The organism is Henriciella litoralis (genome assembly GCF_002088935.1).
Lineage (GTDB): Bacteria > Pseudomonadota > Alphaproteobacteria > Caulobacterales > Hyphomonadaceae > Henriciella > Henriciella litoralis.
In genome coordinates this window covers 2,724,658-2,746,218 of the sequence record NZ_NCSS01000006.1, presented here as the reverse complement: position 1 = coordinate 2,746,218, position 21,561 = coordinate 2,724,658, and the positions used below count along the sequence as shown (strand labels likewise).

Sequence of the window (21,561 nt, the reverse complement as noted above, 5' to 3'; positions counted from 1 at the left end):
CATTCAGGCGATCTTCGCCCGCTTCTCCATAATCGCGCGGTATTCGGCAAGGCCCGCCGCCAGTCGCTTGAGCGCTTCCGCGAGCGTCGCCTCATTCAGGGCATACCCAATGCGGACATAACCAGCCTGACCAAAGCATTCGCCCGGGACGACGACAACGCCGTGGTTCGAAATCAGCCATTTCGACAGGGCATTGGTATCCTCGACACCCACCACCCGAGGAAAACAGATGCAGCCCTCAAGCGGCAGTGAAATATCGATCAGGCCATCATCCTGCATCGCCTTCAAGGCCGCTTCGGTCATTGGACGCGCAGCTTCCATATGGCCGCGCCGCCAGCCATCATACTGCTCATGCTCCAGAAGCACCTGAGCGGCGACCGAATGGGAAAGTTTGGAAACGCTGAAATCCGCCATCTCGGCGCGGACCCTGATCGGCTTCAGAAGGTCCGGATGCGCGATGATCCAACCACACCGAAGCGTACTGAGACCAAACGTCTTGGTGAGACTCGACACCCGCAGCACATTGGAATGCTTGTGCGGGTCGATCCGCCCTTCGAACACTTCGCAATAGTCCGAGTAGACCTCATCGATCAGCAAAAAGATGCCGCGTTCATCCAGCGCTTCGGCGAGACGTTCGAGCGTCTCCTTGCCGGTCGATTTGCCGCTTGGATTATGTAGATCGCTAATGACGACCATCTTTGTCCGCGGCTTCAAGCTGGCGATCACTGCCTCGACAGAAATGGCGAAGTCCGGACCTTGGCGCTCAAAGAAGTGCGACTCGATGTCGGCATCGTGAGCGCAATTGGTAAAGATGTCGAAGCCGGGCTTCTCGATCAGCGCCATATGTCCCTTGGTCAGGAGCGAGCGATAGATGAGCGACACACCTGACGTCGCCCCGGTGGTGCAATGGATCGTTTCAGCCGGCACCTGATACCGTTCCGCCAGATGCTCGACGATGACCGGATTGCTGCGCATAAAAACGCTTTGATACGAGGAGGGCGGCCCCAACCTGAACGAATTGGCGATCGTGCTTGCCAGCATCGCTGTCGGCTCGGGCACCGAGCTTTCGAAAAGGCCGATCTTTCCGGGCGTGCCAGAGCGCATCAGCGCCAGCGCATCGCGGACCCAGTGCGCATAGCTGAACCACTCAGCCTGCTCGCTTTCAGAATACTGGTCCAATTCTCCGACCCCATGACTTGGCCAACCCTAAGGAGGCCCGGATTCCCTGACCGGTCATCCTGACTTCACGCCAACCTAAACCTGCCCAGAAGATTTTTTATGCAAAGGCCAAGGGCTAAGCTCGCCTGCGCGCATAAATGTTCTGATGAATGTTTGCCTCATACCGGTGATCTTTCCGCCTCGTCAGCCGCGGCAGGTATTCAGATCAACGCCCTCAACCGGTGCCCACTCCATTGTCTCAAACACTTCGCCATCGACCTCGACACTGGTTTTCACCCCAGTGACGCAGTCGCCAAAGGCATTGGCGGCGGGGAAGAACGATTTGCCCGTGACATGGACAGCCTTGTGGAAAGCGCTCTCATCTGTGCCGGTCGCTTCGCTGACCAGTTCACGCCACTTGTCCGCATCGAGCACAATCTCGCCGGACTCCCGCGCTGCAAACACATCCGTCATGAAGTCATGCAGATCGGTCCCCCCACCGCTCGCAGCCTTCAGCCGGGAGTCGAGATCGGCGAAATAAAGCGCCCCGCGATAGTAAGGCACGTGCCGAATATCCCCATTATCAAAGCCGACCTTTTTGATTTCAGCGATCGACCAGTCCCGGGCCGGATTGGTGTAGAAACCGCGGCTGAGCCAGTTGAGGCCTTCGACATAGTCATCAAGTGAAGTCTCGCCCGCCTGGAAGGGCAGCGTCAGCTCGTAATAGGTCGTCAGCCCTTCGGAGAACCAGTTCTCGTCAATAGCGCCCCCCTCGACCGATCCGGTCCATTGATGCAGCAGCTCGTGCACGAACACGGTGCGCGTCTCGTCTCCTGTCTCACCTGGCTGGAGAGGACCACGCGACAGCATGAAAGAATTGGAAAGCGCGGTGCCGCCGCCATAGGGCGGCGTCTGCAGGACACGCATGAAGACGCGATAGTCTGGTGCGGGATCGAGATGCTCGAAATAGTCCTCGAAGAAGAAGTACATCTTCTCAGTGAAGGCCATTTCCTCATATTCATCGAACGGGAAATCGCCGAGCCAGTAGGCATGGAAATTTCCCGTCGAAAGGTCATTGGGATAATGCTCAGCCGGACCAGCCAGATACCAGCCCTGCATGATCGAGGTCGGAGGGCCCGCAACTTCGGCGCGTCCATCGCCAAAAGTCGTCACCCCCACCGAAGGCTCATCGAAGGCTGAAAGGTCCCAGTCCAGCACAGACGTCAGCGAATTGGCATTTTCCGGCACGATCATGAAGCCCGCACCAGCGCCGCTGATGCCGCCCGCTGACGGGCGTATCCCGAAAGCCGGGCCCGACGGGCCGCCTTCTGGCTGCACAAGCGCGCGATAGTCTATGGTGACCGGAAAGCTGAGCGGACGGGTCGCCGTCCAGTGCCGGAAATAGGGATAACCGCCGGGGACCGGGTCATCCTCTTCTATTGTGAACTCGACCAGGCCTTCGGCATCGGTTACTTCAAGCTCTGTAATCCGGTCCGCAATGCCCTCGACATTCACATAAACGACCGGTGCGATCAGCTTCAGCCTCTCCTCACCGTCGGACAATCCGCCCGTCAGCGTTGAATGCACACCGATGGCTTCGACGACACCGTCGCCATCGACTTCCGGACGCAACAGGAGCGAATATTCTGGTGCTTTCTCAGCTGCGATGACCGGCTCTGCGGCCTCCGGCTCCCCCGGAACCGAACATGAGACGGCAAGCCCACATGACAGGATCGCCCCGGCGAGGCCCCGGCAATTCAAACCGTTGGCTTGCTGCTTGCGGAAAAATCGAAAGTGTCGGTCCATCCCTGCCTCATATGCTTTATGACAGATCTCATCATGCAAAGCATGGGCAAGCATGTCCTATTCGAACATCTGGACATCTTTTGCCTTTGTGCATGATTTCACTTCTGATGACCCGGATCAGGAATACAATTTTCTCGCAGGTCAATTCCCAGGCTTAGTGATGCGCGATTGGCTAAACACTGACATAAATCTTCCGCGAAGCCCCATAGTCGTGCCTAATCCAGCGTAGATCGTGTTGCGTACCAACCATTAGAAATCAGCGTCATGAGACCACACGATTTCTCGAGAGCCACCATGACACGTCGCACACCCTTTCTCGGCCTGCTCATGATTGCCGCAGCCGGATTTGTCGCCGCCTGCAGCACGACCTCACCTGACCAGGAAGCAGACGTCACGGCTGCCCCGATGACGATCACGATCACCCCGGTTCTGACGGGCGAAGAAGTGACCTCGATCGACATGGCGATCGGCGTTCCGGCACCCGATCTCGATGAAGGTGAGACTTTCCTCAGCATGGCCATCGTGCGCGTGATGGCACCGAGCGCGCTGGCCGATCCGGCGAGCCTCGTCGCCATGGACGATCTTGGCCGTGTCCCGATGCGGATTGAGGAAGATCCAGAAGACCCGTCAAACTTCCGTCAGGACCGGCGCTGGATCCTTGAGCGGGGCACGTCTGGCGATATTGCCATCCACTACACGCTCGAACCACGTCTTATCACGGCCAGCACCCGGCCCGGCCCACTCATTGATACGCGCACCGAACTCTGGGGCTTTTACGGCTCCGGTAACACCATGCTCGCGCTGCCTGATAGTGGCTGGCCGCGCGACGTCGACCTGTCATGGGACCTTTCTGCAATGCCGGACGGGGCCCAGGCCGCTTCAAGCATCGGCCTTGGCGATGCCACCGAAGCAACCATGACCCAGCAGGCTCTGAACAATACGTTCTTCATGGCAGGGCCTTTGAAGAGCCAGCCAGATAGCGGTGAAGGCGAATTCGTCATTTATTGGATGACTCCCGCCGCCTTTGATCTCCAGGGAGCGGCTGAGTGGACAGAAGCCGCCTATGACTATTTCGTCGACTTCTTCGGACAGGATGTCGAAGCGTTCCGCATCTTCATGCGAACGACAGAGCGCTTTCAGGGCGGCGGCGGCGGAGGCCACAACTCATTCATTTTCGGGACGGTGGACGGCGAAGATCGTGACCCGATGGAGGTGAGATACCTGCTCGCGCATGAATCCATCCATCACTTTGTCGGCGGCTATGGCGAGGGCGGCGGTGCTGGCGGTCAGCAATGGTACTCTGAAGGCGCCACCTCCTATTACACCATCGTCCTGCCCTATCGCGCCGGACTGATCAGCGCCGAAGCGTTCGTCGATGAGTTCAACGCCCTTGCCCTCAATTACTACACAAACCCGCAGAGCGGCCTGTCGAATGAAGAGGTAACCGAGCTGTTCTTCTCCGACAGTGATGCCCAACTCGTCCCCTATAATCGGGGCCCCCTCTATTTCGCGCTGCTTGATCAGCGCATGCGTCAGGCATCCAGCGGGACAAAGCGCGTCGACGATCTCATCTTCCGTTTTATTGAGGAGCAGGACGCCGCGGAAAACCCCGTCAACTTCTGGCGCTCCATTCTTGTCGATGAACTCGGCGAGACAGGTGGCGCAGAATTTGACGCCATGATGAAGGGTGCCCCGCTAGACCTCACGCCAGACCTCTTCGGTCCATGTATTACCGGTGAGGTGACAGACCTTCAAACCTTCGCAAGGGGGTTCCGCCCCTATGTGGATGACAACGGCCAGACCCGCATAGGCCCGGTCGTTCCGGGCTCACCAGCTGAGCTGGCGGGCCTCCAACGCTATGATATCATTCTGAATCCAGGTGATCTGGAAGCAGTCGAAACCAGCACACCGGGGACGCCGGTCAGCCTGGACATCCAGCGTGAAAACACCTCCCTCACGGCTGAGTATGTTCCCTGGACGCCTGCTTCCCCCGGGCTGCAATGGGAGCTGCGAGACGTCGATCCGGAGACGTGCGACCTCTAGGGTCTCGGCCGCAAGACCGACGCGTAATTCAAACGCCATCGCTGTAATATCTGGCCCGAACGATCAGCCCTCAGCCTGCCAACCCATCTCCGACCCCGAAGTCCCGGCGAGCTGCGATGATGGTGACCATGGCGCCGACAAGCACGTCAAAAATGGTCATCATGGTGAGCAGAAAAAAGGTCGATGTCGCAAAGGCCCCCATGCTCAGGAAAAGAATCACGCAGATGAGCAACAAACCCATCGACGCGGCATGATTGGCAATCGAGACGGACTTTGAACTCGTCGCCTTGGCGATCTCAATCGCCAGCGACAGCAGACCGAAAAGCAGCAGCAGGTCACCAGCGTCGAGGCGCCAGACGACGCCTGAAATCATTCGGACACTGAAGACGGTTGCCTCAAGTGCGCCGGTAATGGCTGGCAAGTCGGCTGCGCCGCGTGTCCCGGAGAACAAAGCCATAAAAAGATAGAAAACCGTGGGCAAAGCCAGCAGGGGAAATGCCGACAAACCGTTGCGGACAAATGATCCGCGCCTGAACAGACCGCCACTGGCGGCCGTCGTCTTAGCTGTCGTGGTCATATCGGTCTCTCCATAGTTTGCATTTGTGCACCCGGATTCAGGGCAATTCGCACCCGCATCGGCGTCTACTTCGCCGACTCCCGGGTAAGGATGATGCGGCGGACATCGTCATGTTCGATTTCAAAGGCGACACTGATAGAGAGGGCCGACGGCGCCTTCACGACAGGCCGGATCACATCCCCTGATTTCAGCGTCATCGTCTCTGTCCGCTTTAACTGCCGGTCATTCACCTTGAGCCCGTATTGGCCTTCGGCGCGCAGTTTGAACGCGCCGGATTCGATGTAGAGGGAAAAAAGAAGCCGTGAGATCGACAAGCTGAGCTCGTCCAGCCCCTCCCCCACTCTGAGACAGATATCATTGCCCGCTCGTCTTGAGTTTCGGCCCGCAATCAGCATCCCTGACGCCTTAACGATCGGCCCATCAAATGGCGCCTCATCCGGGCTGAAGCCGCGCCAGACCAGCTCCACATCGCGCGGAACCCTGATCCCATTGTCGAGGCCCCGCTTGTGATAATCGCGCTCAGCGGCGTCGGCTCTTTTATGGCTCAGACGAAGAGGTTCGATCTGGGGAGGCGCTCCGGCAGAGCGGTCAGCTTCGATGCGCGTCGGATTATATACCGTAAAGCCTGCGCCGACTTCCTGTGCGTTGACATTGATCGTCGTCGCTGGTCCGCCAGGGTCCTTCGGCTCGACCGGGAAGATGATATTGCTCGAGAAGACATATTCTTCCTGTCGCCATTGATAGCGGGTCGAGACCGCGATCAGCAGGTCCACCTGGTGGACGCCGGCATATTTCAGGATTTCGGTCCTGACGGCGACATTCGCCGTCTGCTGCGGTTCAATTCGCGCGAAAGGCAGTTTCAGTTCGCGTGGCGGGCCATCATTTTCGGTGATCCACAAGCCGGTTATGAACAGCGGCCGACCGACATTGGACGCATTTCGTATGGTCAGAGGCAGAGCAAGCTTGCCGCCTTCGCGAACGGAGCTCGCTGCGCCGGCATTGAGCGACAGCTCCAGATTGACGCAAACCGGGCACATGTCGCCCTCATCGAGAAGACCGCCGCACTCGGCATGCGCCATACAGCGATAAAGCGGTTTGCCGCACTCCTCACAGAAAGACGCGTCCAGATCGAGCGCAGATCTCGCGCAACAGGACTGCCGCGCGGGATTTGCACTTGATGCGTCTGTTCTGAGCATATTCATTGAGCGTCTACCGTCCGAATTATCTTTGCCTGTATCATTCTAGGCGTGAGGCGGCGGGCAAACGGGTCAAATCTTTTTGGTCCAAACGAAAGCTTGCCTTTCTCCCGTAAGATGGTTTTCGTGGGCAGGCCGTTTGGGGATCAAAGTGAGCGATCGAATAGAAACGCAAGTTCTGCTGCAAGACTGGCGTGGTGGCGACACCGCGGCGCGCAATGAGCTGTTCGATCGGCTGTACACCGAGCTATTGCAAATCTCGGCTGCCCTGCTCCGCGTCGAGAGCAATAATTCATTGTCGACCGGCGACCTCGTCAACGAAGCGGCCTTGCGTCTGATCCAGCTCGATAGGATTGACTGGCAGGACCGGGCGCATTTCCTGGCCCTTTCAGCAAAGGCGATGCGGCGCGTCCTGATTGATCACGCGCGGAAGAAAAAAGCGGATAAGCGGGAGCACCAGAAGGTCACGCTTGTGACGCGCTTTGAGGGGAATGCCCAGCGCATCGATCTCGACAATCTGGAAAAAGCGCTCATCCGGCTTGCGGCCCTCGACGAAGAGAAAGCCAATATCGTTGAGCTGCGCTATTTTGGCGGCCTCAATCTGGCAGAGGTTGGAGACCTTTTGGGCGTATCGGAATCGACCGTGAAACGGCAATGGCGCAGTGCCCGCGCCTGGCTCATGAATGCATTGCAGGACATCAATGTCTGACGAACAGCACGAGCTTGAACAACGCGCCCTGAAAGCCCTCGATCTTGCTTTCGAGCAACCGAGTCCCGATCGACTGGCCTGGGTTGAGGCGCAATATGCAAGCGATCCGGCCCTGCTTTCGAGATTGCGTTCACTCTTGGCGAGCGACACCTCCAGCCAGCGTGACCTGCGAACCGGCGGCGCGCGCGATATTCTTGAATACGAAGCAATCCCCGAGCGGGCCGGCGGCTACCGGATTGACGGGCTGATCGGCCGAGGCGGCATGGGCGCGGTCTATCTCGCCAATCGCGACGCTGGCGACTTTGACCACCGTGTCGCTGTAAAGGTCATCAGGCCCGGCGTATTGGGGCCGCAGCTCGTCAGCCGGTTTGAAAATGAGCGGCGCATTCTTGCAAAGCTGAACCATGAGGGCATCGCGCGACTGTTCGACGGCGGACAGCTCGAAGACGGCTCGCCCTACATCATCATGGAATATGTCGATGGCATTCCCATCAACGAATGGGTTGAGCAGAAAGACCTTGGCATAGACCAGCGACTGCGCCTCTTCATGCGCGTCTGTGCCGCCATCGGCCACGCGCATCAGAACCTCATCGTCCACCGTGACATCACCCCATCAAACGTGCTGGTAAACACGGATGGGATCGTGAAGGTGATCGACTTCGGCATTGCCAAGCCGCACTCGCAGGATGAACCGGGCGATGAGACATCTCACTCGTCGAAATCGCTGGCGTCGCTGAGTTTCACACCCGGCTTTGCAGCCCCCGAACGAAGCCGCGGCGCCGCCGCCAATACACTGTCCGACGTATATTCCCTCGGCAAACTGCTGGACGCGATGCTCGATGGAAGGGAGATCCCGGTCGACCTTGGCTCCATCATCGACAAGGCCACGCAGCCCGATCCAGCCTTGCGATATGCGACTGTGTCCGACCTTTCGAGCGACGTGCAGAACTATCTCGATCACTATGCCGTCGAGGCCCATTCCGGAGGAAGGGTCTACCGCGCCGGCAAGTATCTGCGTCGCCACCGCGTCTTCGCGACTTTCGCAACTATTTTCGTGCTTGGACTGGTCGGCGCTTTTTCGCTCACACTGCTACAGTATCAGCGCGCAGAGGCTGAACGGCAGGAGGCAGACCAGAGATTTTCCGAAGCCCGGCAGATGGCCAATTTCATGCTGTTCGACCTGTTCGATCAGCTGCAACCCATCGCCGGCAACACTGAACCGCTCGAGAAGCTCACGACCCGTGCGCGGACATATCTGGACGCGCTTTCGAAGAGCTCGAGAACCGACCGGTCGCTGGAGCTCGAGACGATCAAGGCATATCACCGGCTCGCGAATATCGAGGGCAATCCAATCAGCCCGAACCTCGGTCGGCGGGAGATCTCTCGATCCTTGCTCAAGCAGACTGAAGAGCGACTGGCTGGTCTGTACGCGCAATATCCTGGCGATGCTCAGGTCCTGCGTGAACTTGCAAATCTGAAATTCTCGCAAAGCGTTTTTGCCTATATCGCCGACGACGATAATGCGCAGAGCATCGCCTATGCGACAGCCGGTGCGGACTATTCCGCAAAACTCCTGGAGAGCCCCGACGCAACGCTGAATGACGAAATCCAGCACCTCGAAATCTCGATGTACAAGTTCAAGCCACTCATATGGATCGATCAGACCGAACAAGCGGTGGAAGGCTACAAAGGACTGGAGACCGCGTTTCTTGAGCTTGAACGGCGCAATCCCGGCTCCGAAGACGTCGAACACAGCGTTGCCGCCTTTTACACCAGCTTTACAGAGGTTGAGAACTGGCACGTGTATTTCACCGGGTCAGACCCGGCTGACATGATCCGGGTCGCCGACGAGGCGGTTCGCCGGATGGATGCGTTGAGTGCCAGGTATCCGGAGAACCTGGGCTATCGCCGCTCCCGTGCCCTTGCCTATTACAGGAAAGGAATGGTGTATTCAGACCTTGAGCAACTCGATCAAGCCATCGCTGACCAGCGCCAGGCTTTGTCGATCAGCGCGCTTATGCTCGAACAGGATGAGAAGAACGCCGGAAACCGGGAGGTCTTCAATGCGGTCCAGTCGGAGCTGATGGCCGATCTCAGCTCTGCTGAACAGCACGATGAGGCAATCGCCATTGGCGAAGCCATGCTCGACACCGTCACGGCCGATTATCGCCGCGAGCCATCCGACGCAGGATACTGGCGCCAATACTTTCAAAAAATGCAGATGCTCGGCGAAGCCTATGCGCAAGCCGAGCGCTTCGAGACGGCGTGTGATTACTTACGACAAGCAGCCGATAGTGCCGCCCTGTTCGATCAGGAGATCGGCATCAGCGAGAGCGACCGCCAGCACGTTCTCACCTCCCTCATGGCTCAGAAGACCGCTTGCGAGGAGGGCCGGACGGTAGACATTCTGGCCGATTAGTGCGCGGTGTCCGTCTGGCCGCTGAATTACGAAAACAGGAATCTGACCTTGCGACCGGGCGCCAGCACGGCGCAGGTCAAACGCCCCCCATAGACCGCCCCTGTGTCAATGTTTATCCGGCGCCCCAGGCCTTCAGCCGCCTCATCCTCCGGAAACCCGTCTCTTGTCGGGGTATGCCCATGGATGACCGTCCAGCCCTCAACCGCCGTCCCCCTCCATTCCTCAACGTCGAAGAACCGGCTTGAGCGCGTCCAGAGATAGGTGCTGTCGTTTTCATCAGGAAATTCGGCAGGGTGTATGCCAGCATGAACAAAGACATGCCTGGTGGCCTCGTCCACGTGGATACGAGGCAGGGCCTTCAGCCAGGTCAAATGGCGATCAGGCACGGAGGGTTCCCCGTGCCGCTGATAGCTCGAAAGTGTTTCCTGGCCGCCATTTTCCAGCCAGTGTTGGTAAATTGCCGCCGAACCAGAGCACACCGCCTTGAGCAGCATCTCCTCATGGTTTCCCGCGAGTGAAATGACGGAAACATCCCTTCGTTGTTCCAGCTCCATGACCTGCTCGATGACGCCTGCACTATCAGGGCCCCGATCCACATAGTCCCCCAGATGGACAATCTCGATTGGCCGGCCTTCAAAGCCCTGACTGTGATGGGAAAAGATCAGCTGGTGCAGACGCGCCAGGCGCACCGCTTCACCGTGCACATCGCCGATGACATAGGTGACTGTACCGCCCTGATCCATGTCACACCTCAAGTCCTCGCCCGGTCTCTGCTGCCTGCGCTCAGGCCGCGGAGACCAAAGGGAAGAATGCTCTATTTGCTTCGCAGCCGGGAGCGAAAGTCCGCCTTGGCCTCATCAAGGCGCGATTTGAGCTCGCTTCGAACATCCTCGCGTTTTCCTGCAAGAACGCTTGCCATGTCTGCTTTCGCTTGCGCCTGAATTTTCTGCTGCGCGCCCATCACACTTGGCCCTGAGAGGCTCAGACCCTGGGTCTGCTCAATCGCGCCAATGGTCCAGAAATGGGTAGGGTCAGAATAAGAGACCATCGTGTCAAACGGCACGCGGAAATACCCTTTGTCGGCATACCCCTCTCCCCAGCTATTGCGCACAAGCCATGTCTTGGTTGGCAGGTCATAACCGACAATCAGCATCGCATGACCGCTAGCAGGACGCTCTCTGCGCTGTGCATCCTGCGGCATCGTTCCTGTCCTGTGCGCCTCATCGAAATAGGCACTCGGAAAGTAGGCGCCGAAGACAACCGGCAATCCGGCCGCAAGCGCTTGCATGGCTATAGGGCCAAGCGGCGTGCGGGCGTACTGGACGGCCTCGTGCATCATCGCATTCTGGTAGGCCGCTTCGGTCGGCCTGGTTTTGAGCATTGCCATCTCAAATGGCCAGATGCGCTCTTCGCAGGCGCCATAGGCAAGCACAGCCGCCATCACATGATGGATGAAACTGCCGACATCCTGATTTTCCGTCTCCGACAGACGGCGTGCATTATAATAGACAAACAGGCGTGAAAGATCGATCTGAGGCTGTTTCGCCCGGCGCTGATGGTATTCCAGCGCGCCAACGATCGCATTCGCAGTACAGGAATTCGTCGTCAGCTGATTTTCGACCGGCGAACAGAATTCCCTGAGATCGATGCGTTCCGGCAGGCTTCCATGTGACGTCATGAGTGTCGGCACTTCAACCGGCATGGTTTCGAACAGGCATCCATTGAGCGGCTGCTCATTCCAGTGGTCTGACATGATCTTGGATCCTTCGTTTTGAATGGGGTTTGGCGTCTGGGAATACCCGCAAATGCTGCAGTTTGAGGTCAGCGGATCGAGCGGCGCTCCACAGATGTAGCAATAGCGGGTCTTCTGAAATCGTTCGCTCATGGGCAAGGCGCGCCCGGCTCATGGTTGGCGTGGAACCTGCCCGTCAGATTGATCGATCCGTCTCGATTGTAGGTGACATAGTCGATGTGACAGCCGCCATCCCAGCGAAGTTGCGTCACGAACGTCATCCCCATGGCGGGGGCACTGATCTGTCCTGTAACGGGCGTCGTCGAGAGTTGACCGCTCAGCTGTAGCCTTGATCCATCAGGTCCATAACCAGACCCCGACAGAACCCCTGAAGGCGCCACTTGAATATTGAAACGCGACCCCCAGTCATCCTTCCAGGGCCCGGAAAGACGGGCATACGGGTTCTGGGGTGTCGTATTTCTGCGAACAACTTCTTCTTCAACATCGTCAACCCCGATGCAGTCTCGATAGTCGCTTCCACTCAAACCGTCGCAAGGGTTTAAACTGTCCTCATCTTCGTCGACGGGGAGCAAGCTGAGCATGGCCACAACAACGAGGCCAGCGACCGCCGCGCCGCTCCATATCGCCCATTTCGGCAGTTTGGTTTTTTCGGTCTTTGGCTCTGGCGTGAGCGTCTTTTTGCCTGTCTGGGCCGCGGCCTTCCGGTACTCCGCAACACTTTGCGGACGGTTGGACGGGCGAAGCGACAGACCCGATTCAATCAATGCATCTATGGCTGGCGGAACATCTGATCGGCCACCGGATGGAGCCTGCCAATGACCTTGCGGCAGGACTTCAACAAGCAGCTCGTAGAAAATCACAGAGACGGAAAACAGGTCAGCTGCCGGGGTCACCATGTCGGGATTGGTACGCTGTTCCGGCGCCATATAGCCCGGCGTGCCGAGCCCAGTGCCCGTATCGGCCTGGGTCGTGGCTTTGGTTGCCCGCGCGATCCCGAAGTCGAGAATACGCAGGCTGACGCCCTCCGCGCTCGGCTCATCGAGCAGGATGATGTTTTCCGGTTTAAGGTCGCGGTGCACCACGCCGGCCTTGTGCGCCGCTTCGAGGCCCTCCAGGATTTCATAAACGATGCGGGCAGCGACATTGTAGGAAATGTCCCGCTGCTTCTGCATCATCGCGCGCTGCCACTGTCGAAGGGACGTCCCTTCGACATATTCCATCGTCACATAGGGCTGCCCGTTGACCGCGCCGACATCATATACCGCAACGATATTCGGATGGCGCAGCTTCCGGGTGATCACGCCTTCCTCGATCAGGCGTTGCAGCGCCTTCTCGCCAGCAATCTTGTTCGGGTGAATGAGCTTCAGCGCAATGGTTTCGCCGGATGCACTGTCCTTCGCCCGATAGACGACGCCCATGCCGCCCTGCCCGAGAATTCCTTCAATCGTGTAGCGTTCCGCAAAGATTGTCCCAGGGCTGAGAACCGACATCGGCGTATCTGACGGGGTCGGCTTGCCATTATCCGGCATCACAGTCTCCAGCCCACCAATGGTCTGTGCCGGACTGTAAACCGCACCCACTTTCCGTCCGCACTCCGGACAGAATTCCGCGTCGTCAGGCAGGGTGGTATCGCAATTGGTACATGTTGACATTTATGGGTCGCCCTTCAGCGTTTTCGATGCACGGCTCGGTGGATCAGGTTCGCAGCGCATGGCCGCAGCCAATGCAGAACCTTGCTTTCGCTGAGTTCGGTCGACCGCATTTTGCGCATTCGACCGTTTCAGGTTTAGGCGCCGCGGATGCCGATGCACCGGAGGGAGCAGGATCGCCCCCTCCAGCGCCGCGTGCGACCCCCACCGCACCGTCCATACCCATGCCGAACATGGCCCGCGCCTGTTCTTCGCTGCGCACCTGTCCGTCTGTCGCGGCCTTCACCATCTCGCGCATCACAGCCATCGTTTCCTGATTGCTGGAGGAGTCGGCCTTGGCCCGTTCGGCGAGCACATTGGCAACTTCAGAAGAGAGACCTGCATTGATCGCCATGATCTGCTCGGGCGTCATGTTCGCGCCGGCTTGCAATTGAGCGATGCGTGCGTCCGTATCGGCTTGCCGCTCAGAAATGAGCCGGGCGGTACGGGCATCTTCTTCCTGCCGGCGCCGTATCGAGTCCTGATCGAGCCCGGAATGCTCAATGTCCTGCAGGGCCTTGATGTTCGCGGCCGTATCTTGCTGCACCCGTTGCGTCACATCCTGCTTGGAGAACGCTTCGAACTTGCTGATCTCTGCTTCTCTCTTGCGAAATTCGATGCTCTGGAGATGGTCCAGTTCTTCGATCTGGCGCTCGATGACCCGCAGCTGCCCCTTGGCCGTGGTCAGGTCCATTACCTGCGAGGCTTCATCAAGTTCGACCTGGAACTTCGCCACGCGTTCCTTGCGGAAGACGTCAATCTCATGCTCCAGCGCCTCAAGCTCCTGGCGGCGCGCGGCCCCCTCACGGGCATCGAGAATCTCGATTTCCGAATTCAGCGCCATCTTCGCCAGCGCGTCTTCGGTCTCATTGGCGAGCGTCGCCATGTCGAGGTCAGAGCGAAGCTGGAACTCTTTTGAATCGGCGGTGCGCTGGACATTTCGCTGGTAGATGGAGAGCTGATGGTCGAGCTGGGATTGCTCACGCTCCAGGCGCGCCTTCTTCATCGCCTCCATCTCGGCTTCATTCAGCGCCCATTCCATCGAGACTGAATTGACCAATAGCCCGATATTGCCAGCCACGCGCTCAATCTCGCGCATGGTGTCGCCCTGGATGAAGTCCTGAAGGCCCTTGTCCCCGCGAATATCGTCCGCATTTACGCGTCCGATCACCGCCTCAAACACCCGGTCTGTGAGATGTGGGCGGAATCGTTCCAGAACCTCGGACCGGGTGAGATACCCGCCTGTGTTGATCAGACCCATGATATTGGACGGCTTGTCGGGATTGACCTGCAGTTCAAGCGTGCAAACGCCTGCAACCTCGACATGGTCCTTCGTCAAAGCCTTGACCGGGAGCTGGACTGAGAAGGGTTTGAGATCGGCAAGCAGGATCGAGATATTCGAAGCCCCACCGACGATCGATTTTAGACTGGTCACCAGGCCGCCGACCGAGAAATGCGCGCCCTTATAGGCCTTGATAACCTCTCCGTTACGGATCAGCAGAGCCATGTGATCAGGCGGCGCCGCAAGCCGTTGCTCAAAGAAGGTCTTGAGGTCGGACTGCCGGATATATTCAGCAAGCAGGGCCGGATCGGAAAGGCTGAGCGAATGAGATGCCATTGGTAGCTCCACGAATGGTTGAGGATTGCCGGACCTAGGCCAGCGCTTTTTGAGAGGATTGCTTCCGGATGAAGCACCACACGGCGTAGATCGAGACGAGCAGCACCATGGTGAAGGAAACAGGGTTGTGCTCAATGACGGTGGTGATCCGCTCGACCGTGTTGTACTCTTTCATCAGATTTCCCATGCGCCCGATCTGCCAGATGGATCCGATGATCATCGTCAGCAGGGAGAACAAGGACATGAGAAAGCTGAGCCCGCGGAATATCTGGCCGGCGAGCGAGATCGGTTTACCGGCAACCGCGCCCTTGGCGGCCTTCGCCTCGGCGTCTTCCCGGGCCTTTAGCGTTTCGCCAAACTGGTCACCGCGCGCGAGAGCTTCGCGGCGCGCGCCTTGGTCGACCGTCAGAAAGTCCGGCTGGTCAGCCTGATCCTTGCGGGCCGCATGAACTGGCGTGAGATTAGACGCGTTACGACGCAGAAGAATGAAAAGGGTGATCGCCAACCAGATCACGGTCACCACGGCTGTTACACGCAGCACCGTCTCAATAAGGGGCCAGGCCTCAGGCGGGATTTGGCTGACATACTCATTAACCACCGGTGCGATATTGTTTTCCATTTCGACCCTCAAAAATTGCCGTCTATAGGCAAAGGCGCAGCCCTCCAGCGAAGCGGGTCAAACTTCTTGAAAAATCTTTTGGCTGTGATCGTGCAGGGGCGAAGAGCGTCGAATCTGGAAGGCCACTTACATCGTATGGCCCGCAGCTAAACGACGCCGGATGCGCGGCGTGAATTGAGGAAGGTGTTGAGCTTTCGGCCTCTGGTGGACGTCTTCGAGAGCGACATCACACGAGAGCAGCCACAGTGTTTGAGTTTAGCCGCGCGCAGGCAATTGTGAGATCGTTCGGCCAAATTCGGAAATAATGCTCTGAAGCGCCGGGCCGACATAGGGCAGATCCTCGGGCCGCGCGAACGGATCGGCGCGTTCTGGCACCACACCACAGCCGATCATCGTATCGATCCAGTTCTGCCTGTCGAAGATTTCGGCCTCATAGGGCACGAAGCGACCCCGGCTTCTGAACTGCTCAAGGCGTAATTTCAGACTATCGGTCACCTCTGCGGACCGCGCATCCGCCCAGACTTCTTCCGGTCTCGTGCTCAAGTGAAATGGCAAACTGGTGAAATCCCGAAGCTCTTCGACGACCTCGCAATGCTTGAGATTAAACGCCGCCGCCTCGACGTGCATGTCTGTCCGGGCTGGCAGAAGATTGCCAAGCGCCAGGCACTGCTCGCTAAACAGTCGAAAATCAGCCGCCATGAAGGGCCCGAGACAGGCCGAGGCGAGACCGAGCCGAAGGCAATTTCCGGTCCATGGCTCAGCCAGGGCCCCTGTGTTGAAGGCTCGGCTCGATTCAGCTTCATCGGCAGACATATCAGCGTCGCCACCGGGCAAAACCAGCTTCTCGGTCAATACGACATCTTTCAAAGACGTCTGCATAATGACGGACTCCGGCGCCGCCTTTGCCAGCGATATGGAGTCAGCCCTAGCCTCTCGCGACTTGGCCGCCGACTTCATATTCACAACAAGATCAAATGCGTCGGCGGCGCCCAGCGGGAGCGTGGCAGCTGCGGCTTTATTATCCAGCACCTCCGAGAGCTTGCCCGACACAACGATGAAGAAATCAGTATCTACGCTTTGCCCATCTTCGAGCCGAACAGAGGCCACCGCTTCAGCGTCTGGACCACGGCTTATCGACACCGGCCGTCCGACAATCACTGCTTTCAACTGATCCTTCAAACGCGCTTTCAGAAAATCGGAAAGTTTGTGACGATCAAAATGGATGACTGGCGCCAGCATTGCTCTCGGCGTCTGATCCCCTTCGTCGGGAAAGCCTATCTTACCAGCCAGGCCGGCCTGCGCACAAAACCTGAAAGGGGCGTAGAACTCCGCCAATCTTGCGGCCTGACCCCTCATTCGGGCTGCCGACAACATCCATTGATAGATCGGGACGCCGTTGATGAGCGGTAGGTCACCAGATTGAGCCATGAAGAACTGGCTGCCATCCGTTTGCCAGTTCTGGAATTCAGTCCCAAGCGCATAGACCCCGCCGCAATGATCGATCAAATCCTGTGGCAACACGCCAATGGCCGCCAGAAAAGGATGCTCGTAGGGCAAAGCTGCGGCTTGAGATGAGACATTGCTTTCAGCGTCTTCCACAACCGTGATCCTGAAATTGTCTGGCAGACTGGCGTGCAGCATCGCCGCGACAGGCCACACTGCCGCCGCCTCCCCGAAGACGGAGATGGACGTCAAAGGTGAAGCATCCGATGTCATGTGACCTGCCCCACTTTTTCAGCGTTCGCTTTCAGAAAGTTAGCATGGCTCGCGACATTGGAAACGCGCGCGGCAATCGAATTACGCAAATCGTCCAGCGCGCTATCGAGCTCAGCCTCCGTCAAGACATCGACCCGCGGATCGTAAGCCTCTGCGTGAACATTCTGACCAATAAACACAGACAGCCAGCTTGGCGGCAGAAACAGCCCATCGGTATACTGTGGCACAAGCCCCCGGCTCCGGAATGCCTCGATCTTGTCTGACAGGGAGGCAGGAAGCTCCATGGTCCGCATCTCTCTCCAGAAGGGCACATCGCCGCGCTGGTTGGCGACATAATGCAACATCAGAAAGTCGCGGACACGTTCGAACTCAAGGTCCATTAGGCGGTTGTATTCGTCTGCGTCCAGCGGGTCGCAGGCCTTGCCCGGAAACAGCGCCAGAAGGTTCATGATCCCGCTTTGAATGAGATCGATACTGGTCGACTCCAGCGGCTCCAGAAAACCGCCCGACAAGCCGATAGCGATGCAGTTGCGGGTCCAGAGTTTGCGTCGCTTTCCGGTCTTGAAATAAAGCTGTTTGGGGTTGGCCAGCGCTTTGCCATCAAGACCGGACAATAACTCGTCGCTGGCCTCCTGGTCGCTGATGAAAGCGTCGCAATAGACCAGCCCGTTGCCCATCCGGTGCTGAAGCGGGATGCGCCACTGCCAGCCAGCCGTCTTTGCGCTCGCCCGCGTATAAGGGCCAACCTCACCCCTTATTTCAGACGGAACGGCCAACGCCCGATTGCAGGGCAGGTAATTGCTCCAGTCATCATAACCGGTTTCCAATGCCTGCTCGATGATCAGCCCGCGAAAGCCAGAGCAATCGATAAAGATATCGGCCTCTATAAGCTGCCCGTCCTCCAGTTTTACGCCGGTGACAAAGCCCGTCTCATCGTCGATCTCGACGTCCACGATCTTGCCTTCAACCCGTTTGACGCCCCGATCTGTCGCATACTCGGCCAGAAACTCACCATAGAGAGTCGCATCGAACTGGTAGGCGTATGAATAGGCCTCGATTTGGCTCTCAGGCTTGGGATTGGGAACTTCAAACCGGTCCTGGCGGGCACACATGATGGCGTAGCAATAGCTGCCAAAATCCGCTGCCTTTCCCGCCAATTGCTGACGGATCCAGTACTGATGAAAATCAGCAGGCCCGATCGCGCTTCCATAAGCTCCGAACGGATGGAAATAACTGTCCCCCGGACGCCCCCAATCGCAAAATTCAATGCCCAGCTTTATGGTCGCCTTGGTCCGGCTGATGAGGTGCGCCTCATCGATCTCCAGCATGCGATTAAAGTCCCGGATCTGGGGCAAGGTCGCCTCACCGACGCCAACAGTGCCGATTTGCCGAGACTCAACCAGAGTCATCGAAACACCAAGTGGAGACAGCTTTTTGGCAAGGGCAGCCGCCGTCATCCAGCCCGCGGTACCGCCGCCGACAATCAGCACTTTCAATTCAGAGCGATCCGTCCGCGAAAGCGGGCTGGCGACTGTACTCATTTCATCCCCGACGAGCCAAAACCGGCCTATTGCATCCACTCATAAAGATACCGCGCCTGATTGGTAAGACGCCTCTGATTGAGAGCCCTTGTTGAAGGTTTGCGACACGCCACGATAGACGGCTGCTTGTCGCACAATCAATCTAAAAGCGTGGTCCGTAATAGTACGCATTGCGATGCATCCTGCCCCGGCCTGTAATCGCTCGATGTACTCTGATGTCCGCTCTAGCGACCCCGAAAGCTCTTCTCATCAAAGCGCGGGCCTGACGCATGCCTTCAAGGAAGAGGTGCAGGCTTTTCTATCCGAGTCGCTCACCGAACCGCTGCGTGAAGCTGGACGGAAGACGACCGGGCTCAAATCAGACCCGGCCGCTTGCAAGCTGTGGCGAGAGGCTCTGGCGCAAAAGGGGTGGGTTGCCCCAGACTGGCCAACCGCCCATGGCGGAGCGGGATGGTCGCCAGAGCAGCGACTTTATTTTGAGACGGCCTGCGCAGCCAATGATGCGCCAATACTGATGTCGTCCGGCGTGCGCACGATCGGCCCACTCATCATCGCCCACGGCAATGACGAGCAGAAAAACCACTATTTGCCGGCGATCCTGAATGGCCAGCATGAATGGTGCCAGGGCTTCTCAGAACCGCAGGCCGGTTCGGACCTGCCTGCTCTGGCCTTGCGGGCAACGCGCGACGGCGATGAGTTCATCCTGAACGGCACCAAGCTCTGGACGAGCTTTGCGCAGGCGGCCACCCACATGTTTCTGCTCGCGCGTAGCAATCCGGACAGCCGTGGCCGGGATGGCCTCGTTTTCCTGCTCGTCGAGATGCGCCGCCCCGGCATCAAGGTCAGCCCTATCAAATGCCTCGATGGCAGCCATGAAGTGTCGGAAGTGTTCTTCGATAATGTCCGAACGCCTGTTGCAGACAGGATTGGCGAGATCGATGAGGGATGGGCCGTTGCTGGCCAGTTGATGCAGATCGCCCGTTCCAACAACACCACGACTGGCACGCTTCGGCGGGCTTATCGGGCGGTCGAGCGTCAGGTGTCCGGCCCCGGCCAGAATGAGCTATCTCTGATCAATACACTGGTTGATCTCGCGCGCCAGATTGACGATTTCGAAGCTCTCGAAGAACGGCTCTCCAAGGCATCCGGGCGTCAGGCGTCCTCAATGATGAAACTACGCGCCACTGAGTTGCATCAGGCGATCACTGAAGTCGGACTGACGGCAGCGCCCAATTCGTCTCTGGCGATGGATAAGTACCTCTCAACCCGCGGCGCAACAATCTATTCCGGCACAAGCGAAATACATCGCAATGCCCTCGCGCGAATGATCGGCTGCCCCTGAAAGGCCTTTGCGCCGGAAATTCCTTACCCCGCGATCGCGTGGCGCTCACGAGTCTGGACCAGCCGGGCATCGAGTGTAGCCGCAACATTGCGAATGAGCAGCTTCGCGTCTGCAGGGACCGTCACCCGCCGCCCTTCAAGCCTGCAAAGGCCACGCGCTTCGAGCGTCTTCAGCGGAACCAGGGCATCATCGAACACGCCCGGCCGGGCGCCAAACTGATGCGCAACCTCGCCAAGATCGACTGACAGGTCACACATCAGGCGCTCAATCGCGTAGGCGCGCATCCGGTCATCAGCTGTCAGCGCAATACCGCGCGTGATCGGCAACTCGTCGGCAAGCACCGATGCTCGCCAGTCCAGCAGGCCCTTATGGGACTGCGCGTAGCCCTCTGGGAACCGGGAGATCGACGTCTGTCCGATACCGATGAGGTAGGGGCTGGTATCATCCGTATAGCCTTGGAAATTGCGGCGCAGTTCCCCGGCTTCTGCCGCTATAGCAAGTCCGTCGCCGGGCCGCGCATAGTGGTCGAACCCGATCGCTTCATAGCCTTCGGCCAGCAGGACGCGCTCTGCCGCCTCTGCCTGCCGCATCCGTTCAGCCAAACCAGGCAGGTCGCTCTCATTGATGGCTTTCTGGTGCTTGGCGAACCACGGCACATGCGCATATCCGAAGACCGAAATGCGATCGATCCCAATGTCGGCGCAATATTGGGCGGCGTCTTCCACATCGCTGACCGTCTGCAAGGGCAGACCATACATCAGGTCCGCATTCAGCGCCTTGATGCCAGCGCGCCGCAAATGGGCCACACTGCGAGTAATGCCAGACTTTGGCTGGATGCGGTTAATTGCGGCCTGCACCACCGGGCTAAGCGTCTGAATGCCGAGACTGGCCCGCGTGACACCGGAAGCGGCCATCGCCTCAATCATCGCATCGGACATGATACGTGGATCAAGCTCAACGGAGAACTCATGCGCGGGGTCGACGTTGAAGGCCTGCTTCAGGTGACGGGAAAGCCGTGTGAAATCGCTGGGCGACAAGGCATTCGGCGTCCCACCCCCGAAATGCAGGTGCGTCAGCCGCCCCCGCCCGGCGCGTTCCGCCCAGAGATCAATCTCGTGCAAGAGGACGTCGAAATAGGCTGCAATCCGGTCATATCCGTTGGGGACCGACGTGGCGCAGCCGCAATACCAGCAGAGCTTGCGACAAAACGGAATGTGCACATAGACAGAAAGTGGTGCGCCGTCGGGCATGTCGGCAAGCCAGCCATCCACATTCTCGGCACCAATCGACGCGCCAAAATCAACAGCTGTTGGATAGCTGGTATATCTTGGAACCTGTGCTCCGGCGAATTCGATCCAGTCGTCGCGCAATTGTCT

General features: G+C 58.3%; 16 protein-coding genes. 4 read left to right on the top strand and 12 right to left on the bottom strand.

The window, feature by feature from the left end; translation table 11 throughout:
* Window positions 1-3: 3 nt before the first annotated feature.
* Both B8783_RS17035 and B8783_RS17030 read right to left on the bottom strand, forming a co-directional pair.
* On the bottom strand, window positions 4-1,179 hold the full coding sequence (locus tag B8783_RS17035) for a pyridoxal phosphate-dependent aminotransferase (protein ID WP_084421406.1): 1,176 nt from the start codon (window positions 1,177-1,179) through the stop codon (window positions 4-6).
* 183 nt (window positions 1,180-1,362) lie between these two features.
* Window positions 1,363-2,964: a M61 metallopeptidase family protein gene (locus B8783_RS17030; protein ID WP_139792409.1), complete on the bottom strand. Its 1,602-nt coding sequence runs from the start codon at window positions 2,962-2,964 to the stop codon at window positions 1,363-1,365.
* 294 nt (window positions 2,965-3,258) lie between these two features.
* Between B8783_RS17030 and B8783_RS17025 the strand changes: the two genes are divergently transcribed.
* Window positions 3,259-5,007, top strand: coding sequence for a M61 family metallopeptidase (locus B8783_RS17025; protein WP_169711835.1), 1,749 nt, complete (start codon window positions 3,259-3,261; stop codon window positions 5,005-5,007).
* A 70-nt stretch (window positions 5,008-5,077) separates the two neighbouring features.
* Here B8783_RS17025 and B8783_RS17020 read toward each other — a convergent pair whose 3' ends face one another.
* Window positions 5,078-5,584 carry a hypothetical protein gene (locus B8783_RS17020; RefSeq protein WP_233355842.1) on the bottom strand — a complete coding sequence of 169 codons (507 nt, stop codon included), beginning with the start codon at window positions 5,582-5,584 and terminating at the stop codon, window positions 5,078-5,080.
* Window positions 5,585-5,649: 65 nt separating this feature from the next.
* Window positions 5,650-6,786, bottom strand: a complete 1,137-nt coding sequence (locus tag B8783_RS17015; RefSeq protein WP_139792408.1) for a zinc ribbon domain-containing protein — start codon at window positions 6,784-6,786, stop codon at window positions 5,650-5,652.
* A gap of 145 nt (window positions 6,787-6,931) precedes the next feature.
* Between B8783_RS17015 and B8783_RS17010 the strand changes: the two genes are divergently transcribed.
* The gene (locus B8783_RS17010; protein ID WP_169711834.1) at window positions 6,932-7,489 is read left to right on the top strand and encodes an ECF-type sigma factor; all 558 of its coding nucleotides are present in this window, start codon (window positions 6,932-6,934) and stop codon (window positions 7,487-7,489) included.
* On the top strand, window positions 7,482-9,908 hold the full coding sequence (locus B8783_RS17005) for a protein kinase domain-containing protein (protein ID WP_169711833.1): 2,427 nt from the start codon (window positions 7,482-7,484) through the stop codon (window positions 9,906-9,908). Before B8783_RS17010 ends, B8783_RS17005 begins: the two co-directional genes overlap by 8 nt.
* Window positions 9,909-9,934: 26 nt before the next feature.
* Here B8783_RS17005 and B8783_RS17000 read toward each other — a convergent pair whose 3' ends face one another.
* The 7 genes from B8783_RS17000 to B8783_RS16970 form a co-directional block, all read right to left on the bottom strand.
* On the bottom strand, window positions 9,935-10,651 hold the full coding sequence (locus B8783_RS17000; RefSeq protein ID WP_084421391.1) for a metallophosphoesterase family protein: 717 nt from the start codon (window positions 10,649-10,651) through the stop codon (window positions 9,935-9,937).
* A gap of 71 nt (window positions 10,652-10,722) precedes the next feature.
* Window positions 10,723-11,661, bottom strand: coding sequence for a C1 family peptidase (locus B8783_RS16995; RefSeq protein WP_169711832.1), 939 nt, complete (start codon window positions 11,659-11,661; stop codon window positions 10,723-10,725).
* Window positions 11,662-11,789: 128 nt separating this feature from the next.
* A complete protein-coding gene (locus B8783_RS16990) occupies window positions 11,790-13,313 on the bottom strand; it encodes a serine/threonine-protein kinase (RefSeq protein ID WP_084421385.1) in 1,524 nt (507 codons plus the stop codon).
* Between the two features lie 43 nt (window positions 13,314-13,356).
* Complete coding sequence (locus B8783_RS16985; RefSeq protein WP_084421382.1) at window positions 13,357-14,967, bottom strand: hypothetical protein; 1,611 nt, start codon at window positions 14,965-14,967, stop codon at window positions 13,357-13,359.
* Between the two features lie 34 nt (window positions 14,968-15,001).
* Window positions 15,002-15,586, bottom strand: a complete 585-nt coding sequence (locus B8783_RS16980) for a hypothetical protein (RefSeq protein ID WP_084421379.1) — start codon at window positions 15,584-15,586, stop codon at window positions 15,002-15,004.
* 255 nt (window positions 15,587-15,841) lie between these two features.
* Window positions 15,842-17,302, bottom strand: a complete 1,461-nt coding sequence (locus tag B8783_RS16975) for a tryptophan 7-halogenase (RefSeq protein WP_084421376.1) — start codon at window positions 17,300-17,302, stop codon at window positions 15,842-15,844.
* The gene (locus B8783_RS16970; RefSeq protein ID WP_084422167.1) at window positions 17,299-18,843 is read right to left on the bottom strand and encodes a tryptophan halogenase family protein; all 1,545 of its coding nucleotides are present in this window, start codon (window positions 18,841-18,843) and stop codon (window positions 17,299-17,301) included. Before B8783_RS16970 ends, B8783_RS16975 begins: the two co-directional genes overlap by 4 nt.
* A 205-nt stretch (window positions 18,844-19,048) precedes the next feature.
* On the opposite strand from B8783_RS16970, the gene B8783_RS16965 reads away from it, so the two are divergent.
* On the top strand, window positions 19,049-20,185 hold the full coding sequence (locus B8783_RS16965; RefSeq protein ID WP_084421373.1) for an acyl-CoA dehydrogenase family protein: 1,137 nt from the start codon (window positions 19,049-19,051) through the stop codon (window positions 20,183-20,185).
* A gap of 23 nt (window positions 20,186-20,208) precedes the next feature.
* Here B8783_RS16965 and hemN read toward each other — a convergent pair whose 3' ends face one another.
* Window positions 20,209-21,555: an oxygen-independent coproporphyrinogen III oxidase gene (gene hemN / locus B8783_RS16960; RefSeq protein WP_084421370.1), complete on the bottom strand. Its 1,347-nt coding sequence runs from the start codon at window positions 21,553-21,555 to the stop codon at window positions 20,209-20,211.
* Between the last annotated feature and the right edge of the window lie 6 nt (window positions 21,556-21,561).